This is a genomic window from Streptomyces sp. UC4497 (assembly GCF_054871485.1).
In genome coordinates this window covers 24,960-31,166 of the sequence record NZ_JBTYHB010000060.1, presented here as the reverse complement: position 1 = coordinate 31,166, position 6,207 = coordinate 24,960, and the positions used below count along the sequence as shown (strand labels likewise).

The 6,207-nt window shown below is 70.0% G+C and carries 2 protein-coding genes; one reads left to right on the top strand and one right to left on the bottom strand.

Going from position 1 to position 6,207, the window contains the following annotated elements:
• Window positions 1-159: 159 nt before the first annotated feature.
• Window positions 160-5,109, bottom strand: coding sequence for an NAD-glutamate dehydrogenase (locus ACYSUO_RS41095; RefSeq protein WP_461781313.1), 4,950 nt, complete (start codon window positions 5,107-5,109; stop codon window positions 160-162).
• 461 nt (window positions 5,110-5,570) lie between these two features.
• Here ACYSUO_RS41095 and ACYSUO_RS41090 point away from each other — a divergent pair, with 461 nt between their 5' ends.
• Window positions 5,571-6,140: a DJ-1/PfpI family protein gene (locus ACYSUO_RS41090; RefSeq protein WP_461781312.1), complete on the top strand. Its 570-nt coding sequence runs from the start codon at window positions 5,571-5,573 to the stop codon at window positions 6,138-6,140.
• Window positions 6,141-6,207 lie beyond the last annotated feature (67 nt).

Sequence of the window (6,207 nt, the reverse complement as noted above, 5' to 3'; positions counted from 1 at the left end):
GGGGCCCCCCCCCCCCCCCCCCCCCCCACCACACCCCCCCCCCCCCCCCCCCCCCCCCCCCCCCCCCCCCCCCCCCCCCCCCCGGCCCCCGGCCCCCCGGGGCGCCCCCCCCCCCCCCCCCCCCCCCCCCGGCGGGGCCCGCCCCCGTTCGCGTATCCGCTACGAGTGCGTACGCAGCAGCGTGCGCATCGTGCGCATGGCGACCGAGAGGTTCGCCAGGTCGAACGAGTCCGAGCCCTGGATCTCCTCCAGGGTCGAGCGCGCCCGGCCCAGGATCGCCGCGTTCTTCTCCTCCCACGCCTTGAACCGCTGCTCGGGCGTCGAGGTCCCGTTGCCCGCCGCCAGTACGTCGGCGGTGAGCGCGGCGTGCGCCGCGTACAGGTCCTCACGGATCGACGCGCGGGCCATCGACTGCCAGCGGTCGGAGCGCGGCAGCTCGATGATGCGGTCCATGAGCTGGGTGATGGAGAGCCGGTCACCGAGGTCGTAGTAGACCTCGGCGACGGACAGCGCGTCCTTGCCCGTGCGGTCGGCGATCTGCACGATGTCGAGCGTCGGGAACGCGGACGAGAATCCGGCCACCCGCTCCGCCAGCTCCTCCGGCACACCCGCGCCGGTCAGCTCGTCGACGATGCCCTGGTACCACTCGGCGTCGGCGCCGCGCAGCATCTTCGGCATGGCGGCCCAGACCTCGGTGACGCCCTCCTTGAAGAAGTCGATCGTCTCCGCCAACTGCAGCGGCTGCGGACGGTTGTTGAGCAGCCAGCGGGTGCCGCGCTCGACAAGTCGCCGCGAGTGCAGGCGGATCCGGGTCTGGACGTCGGCGGCGACGACATTGTCGAGCGCCTCGACCGCGTCCCACACCTCGCTGAGGCCGAAGATCTCGCGCGCGGCGAGCTGCGCCCGCACGATCTCCTCCAGGGACGCGCCCGTCTCCTCACGGAGGCGGTGCAGGAACGTCGAACCGCCCGTGTTCACCGTGTCGTTGACGAGGACCGTCGTGATGATCTCGCGGCGCAGCGCGTGCCCGTCAATCGCCTCGCCGTACTTCTCGCGCAGCGGCTGCGGGAAGTACGTGTGCAGCAGGTGGCGCAGGTAGTCGTCGTCCGGCAGCGAGGTCTGGATCAGCTCGTCGGCGGCCGTGATCTTCGTGTACGCGAAGAGGACGGCGAGCTCCGGCTGGCTCAGGCCCCGCCCGGAGTTGAGGAGTTCACGGATCTGCCGGTCGTTCGGCAGGAACTCCAGACCCCGGTCCAGGTGGCCCTGCTTGCCGAGGCGGCGCATGAACCGCTGGTGGGCGTGGAGCAGGGACGGCGCCTGGGCGCAGGAGTTGGCCAGCGCGGTGTTCTGCGCGTAGTTGTTGCGCAGCACCAGGTGGCCGACCTCGTCCGTCATGGCGGCGAGCAGCTTGTTGCGCTGCTTGACCGTCATGTCGCCGTCGGACACAAGACCGTTGAGCAGGATCTTGATGTTCACCTCGACGTCCGAGGTGTTGACGCCGGCGCTGTTGTCGATCGCGTCGGTGTTCACCCGGCCGCCGTTGCGGGCGAACTCGATGCGGCCCAGCTGGGTCGCGCCGAGGTTGCCGCCCTCGCCGATGACCCGGGCGCGCACGTCCTTGCCGTCGACGCGGATCGGGTCGTTGGCCTTGTCGCCGACGTCCGCGTTGGACTCGACCGACGACTTGACGTACGTACCGATGCCGCCGTTCCACAGCAGGTCGACCGGCGCCTGGAGGATGGCCTTCATCAGCTCGGCCGGGGTCATCTTCGCCTGGCCGGACTCGATGCCGAGGGCCTCGCGGATGTGGGCGTTGAGCTGGATCGACTTGGCGGAGCGCGGGAAGATGCCGCCGCCCGCCGAGATCAGCTCCTTGTTGTAGTCCGCCCACGAGGAGCGCGGCAGCTCGAACATCCGGCGGCGCTCGGCGTAGCCGGTGGCCGCGTCCGGCCTCGGGTCGATGAAGATGTGCCGGTGGTCGAAGGCGGCGACCAGGCGGATGTGCTCGGAGAGCAGCATGCCGTTGCCGAACACGTCACCGGACATGTCGCCGACGCCGACGACCGTGAAGTCCTCGGACTGCGTGTCGACGCCCAGCTCCCGGAAGTGCCGCTTGACGGACTCCCAGGCGCCGCGGGCGGTGATGCCCATGCCCTTGTGGTCGTAGCCGGCCGAGCCGCCGGAGGCGAAGGCGTCACCGAGCCAGAAGTTGTACGACTCGGCGACCTCGTTGGCGATGTCCGAGAAGGACGCCGTGCCCTTGTCGGCCGCGACCACGAGGTACGTGTCGTCCTCGTCGTGCCGCACGACGTCGGCGGGCGGCACGACCTCGCCGCCGACCAGGTTGTCGGTGATGTCGAGCAGCGCCGAGATGAACGTCTTGTAGCTCGCGATGCCCTCGGCCATCCAGGCGTCGCGGTCCACCGACGGGTCGGGCAGCTGCTTGGCGACGAAGCCGCCCTTCGCGCCGACCGGCACGATGACGGTGTTCTTCACCATCTGCGCCTTCACCAGGCCGAGGATCTCCGTACGGAAGTCCTCACGCCGGTCCGACCAGCGCAGGCCACCGCGCGCGACCTTGCCGAAGCGCAGGTGCACGCCCTCGACACGCGGCGAGTACACCCAGATCTCGTACGCGGGCCGGGGCTCGGGCAGGTCGGGGATGGCCTGCGGGTCGAGCTTCATGGAGACGTAACTGTGCGGCTTGCCGCCGCCCGCCTCCTGGAAGAAGTTCGTGCGCAGCGTCGCCTTGATGACGGTGAGGAAGGACCGCAGGATGCGGTCCTCGTCGAGGGACGCGACCTGGTCGAGGGCGCCGTCGACCTCTTCGAGGAGGCCGTCGATCAGCTCGGTCCCGGCGCGCTGCCGGTCCGGCGACATCCGCGCCTCGAACAGCGACACCAGCAGGCGCGTGGTGTGCACGTTCGTCCGGAGGGTGTCCTCCATGTAGTCCTGCGAGAACGTGGAGCCCGCCTGGCGCAGGTACTTGGCGTACGCGCGAAGCACCATCGCCTGACGCCAGTTCAGACCGGCGCCCAGGACGAGGGAGTTGAAGCCGTCGTTCTCCGCGAGGCCGGTCCAGGTGGCGGCGAAGGCCTCCTGGAAGCGCTCGCGGCCGTCGGCCCCGAGGTCGTCCCCGTTGCCGTTCGCCGGCTTCGGCATGCGCAGGCCGAAGTCGTAGATCCACGCGGTCTTGCGGTCGCTGCAGCGCAGCTCGTACGGGCGCTCGTCGGTGACCTCGACGCCCAGGCGCTGGAGCACCGGCAGGACGGCGGAGAGCGAGACGGGCGCACCGATCCGGTAGATCTTGAAGCGGCGCTCGCCGGGGGCCGCGCCCACCGGCTCGTACAGGGAGAGCTCGAAGTCCTTGTGCTCCTGCGTGAGCTGTTCGAGGTGGACCAGGTCGGCCACGGCGGCGCGCGGCGAGTGGTCGGCCTTGAAGCCCTCGGGGAACGCCTGCCCGTAGCGGCGCAGCAGTTCGGCGGCACGCTCCTCGCCGCACTCGGCGTTCAGCGCCTCCCCGAAGCCGTCGGCCCAGGAGCGGGCGGCCTCGACGAGGCGGGCCTCGATGCGGTCCTTGTCGGCGTCGGAGAGCTCCGGCAGCTCGGTGCCCGGCGGGACGCGGACGACGAAGTGCAGCCGGGAGAGGATCGACTCGGTGTTCCAGGCGGTGAAGTCGACGCTGGTGCCGCCGAGCTCCTCCTTGAGGATGTCGATGATCCGCAGCCGGACGCCCGTGGTGTAGCGGTCGCGCGGCAGGTAGACGAGGGCCGAGTAGTAGCGCCCGTACTCGTCCTGACGCAGGTAGAGCCGCAGCCGGCGGCGCTCCTGGAGGTAGAGCACGCTCGTCACGATGGAGCGCAGCTCGTCGGCGGGCGTCTGGAAGAGCTCGTCGCGCGGGTACGTCTCCATGATCTGCATCAGGTCACGGCCGTCGTGGCTGTTGGGCGTGAAGCCCGCGCCCTTGAGGACCTCTTGGACCTTGCGGCGGATGACCGGGACGCGGCGCACGCTCTCGGTGTACGCGGCGGAGGAGAAGAGACCCAGGAAGCGGCGCTCGCCGACGACATTGCCCTCAGCGTCGAACTTCTTCACGCCGACGTAGTCGAGGTAGCTCGGCCGGTGCACGGTGGCGCGGCTGTTGGCCTTGGTGAGGACCAGCAGACGGTGCTCACGGGCCTTGGCGCGGGCGTCGGCCGGGAGCCGGTTGAACGACGGCGAGACCGGGTGGTGCTCGTCGCGCTCGTGGTGCGGGTCGGAGCGCAGGATGCCGAGTCCGGTGCCGGGCACGGCGGCCAGCGAGTCGTCGTCGGAGAGGTCGTACTCGCGGTACCCGAGGAACGTGAAGTGGTCGGCGGCCAGCCAGCGCAGCAGCTCGCGGGCCTCCTCGACCTCCTGGTCGGGCAGGTCGCCGGCGGTCGGCTCGCTCGGCAGCTCCTCGGCGATGCGCAGCGCCGAGTCCCGCATCTTCTCCCAGTCCTCGACGCACTCCCGTACGTCGGACAGGACGCGCAGCAGGTCGGCGGTGATCTGCTTGAGGTCGGAGCGGTCGGTCTCGCGGTCCATCTCGACGTGGATCCACGACTCGGTGAGCACGTCGTGGCCCTCGGCGGGCGAGCCGGCCGGCAGCACCTCGAGGAGCTTGCCCGCGACGTCACGCCGAACGGTGATCTGCGGGTGGATGACGACGTGGATGCCGCGCCCCTGCCGGGACAGCTCGTTGGTGACGGAGTCCACCAGGAACGGCATGTCGTCCGTGACGACCTCGACGACCGAGTGGCTGCACGTCCAGCCGTTCTCCTCGACGGTCGGCGTGTGCACCTTCACGTTGGCCGTGCCCTGCGGGCGGTTCTCCGCGAGGCGGTAGTGCGAGTGTGCGGCCCCGAAGACATCGACCGGATCACGGTCGCTCAGGTCCTCCGGTGCGGTGTGCAGGTAGTAGCGCTGGAGGAACGCGAGCACGCCGTCGGTGTTGGTGATGGTCCCGGCGGCTTGCGTACCCTCGCCCGTCGCCCCGGTCGGTAGGTTCCCCCCTACCGGGCTGTTCTCAGCTACCCGGGCGGCCCTGGTGAGCAGCTCGGCTTTGGCTTCGTCCAGCTTGGTCTGCATTGTCCTCTGGCTCCTGTCGCGCGCCGTTGCGAGACGTAGACGTGGCGTAGATGAATCGCTCGGCACAACGTCCCGACGCGGGGTGTCCGGTCTGAGACGACGTTATGCCTGGATGAGAGATGGGTGGACGACAATGCGCCGTTTTCAACGAAGAGGCCATCCGCCCGAAATGATCTGCGTCTGAGCGCCGGGCACGACCGCTGTGGCAGGTCGTGATCTCCCGGCGCGGGCAGGGGGCGACGATGCCCCCGCGAGATATCGCGCTGATCACGGGACCAGGCTATCGCTCCCCGAGGGGGCATCGTCATGAGCCGCTTGTGTACAAATCAGGGGGGCGAACTTTGACAGTCTGCACAGAACCCCTGAAGCCCTTGCGTAGTACGGGCTATTGCCAGCCGAGCGCACCGGCGACACGTTGGGCGGACGACACGGCGGATCCCGGCGAGGGGAGCGTGTGACCAATGGCACCCAAAATCCTGATCGTCACCGGCGACGCGGCGGAGTCGCTGGAAGTCCTCTACCCGTACCAGCGGCTGCGCGAAGAGGGGTACGAGGTCGACATCGCGGCGCCGACCCGCAAGAAGCTGCGGTTCGTCGTCCACGACTTCGAGCCCGGCTTCGACACCTACACGGAGAAGCCCGGCTACACCTGGCCGGCCGACCTGGCCTTCTCCGAAGTCGATCCGGGCCAGTACGCCGCATTGGTGATTCCGGGCGGCCGGGCACCGGAATATCTGCGCGCCGACGCCGAGCTCCGCAAGATCATCAAATCCTTCTTCGACACCGACAGGCCCGTCGCGCAGATCTGCCACGGCCCGCTCCTGACGGCAGCGGTCGACGCCCTGCGGGGCCGGCGCGTCACGGCGTACCCGGCGCTCGAGACGGACATGCAGGCGGCGGGCGCCACGTTCCAGGACGTGGAGGTGGTCGTCGACGGCACCCTGGTCTCCTCCCGCGCCTGGCCGGACCACTCGCAGTGGATGCGGGAGTTCCTGACGGTGCTGCGGGCGAAGGCGCCGGCCGGCAGGTAGGTAAGTGCGGTGGCTGCCCCGCCGACGAGGGCAGCCACCGAAACGCGCCGTACTCCGGACGCAGCGA

Excerpts from the sequence above, each read along its gene's own strand:
- ACYSUO_RS41095 (WP_461781313.1), bottom strand. The coding sequence starts at position 5,109 with ATGCAGACCAAGCTGGACGAAGCCAAAGCCGAGCTGCTCACCAGGGCC.
- ACYSUO_RS41090 (WP_461781312.1), top strand. The coding sequence starts at position 5,571 with ATGGCACCCAAAATCCTGATCGTCACCGGCGACGCGGCGGAGTCGCTG.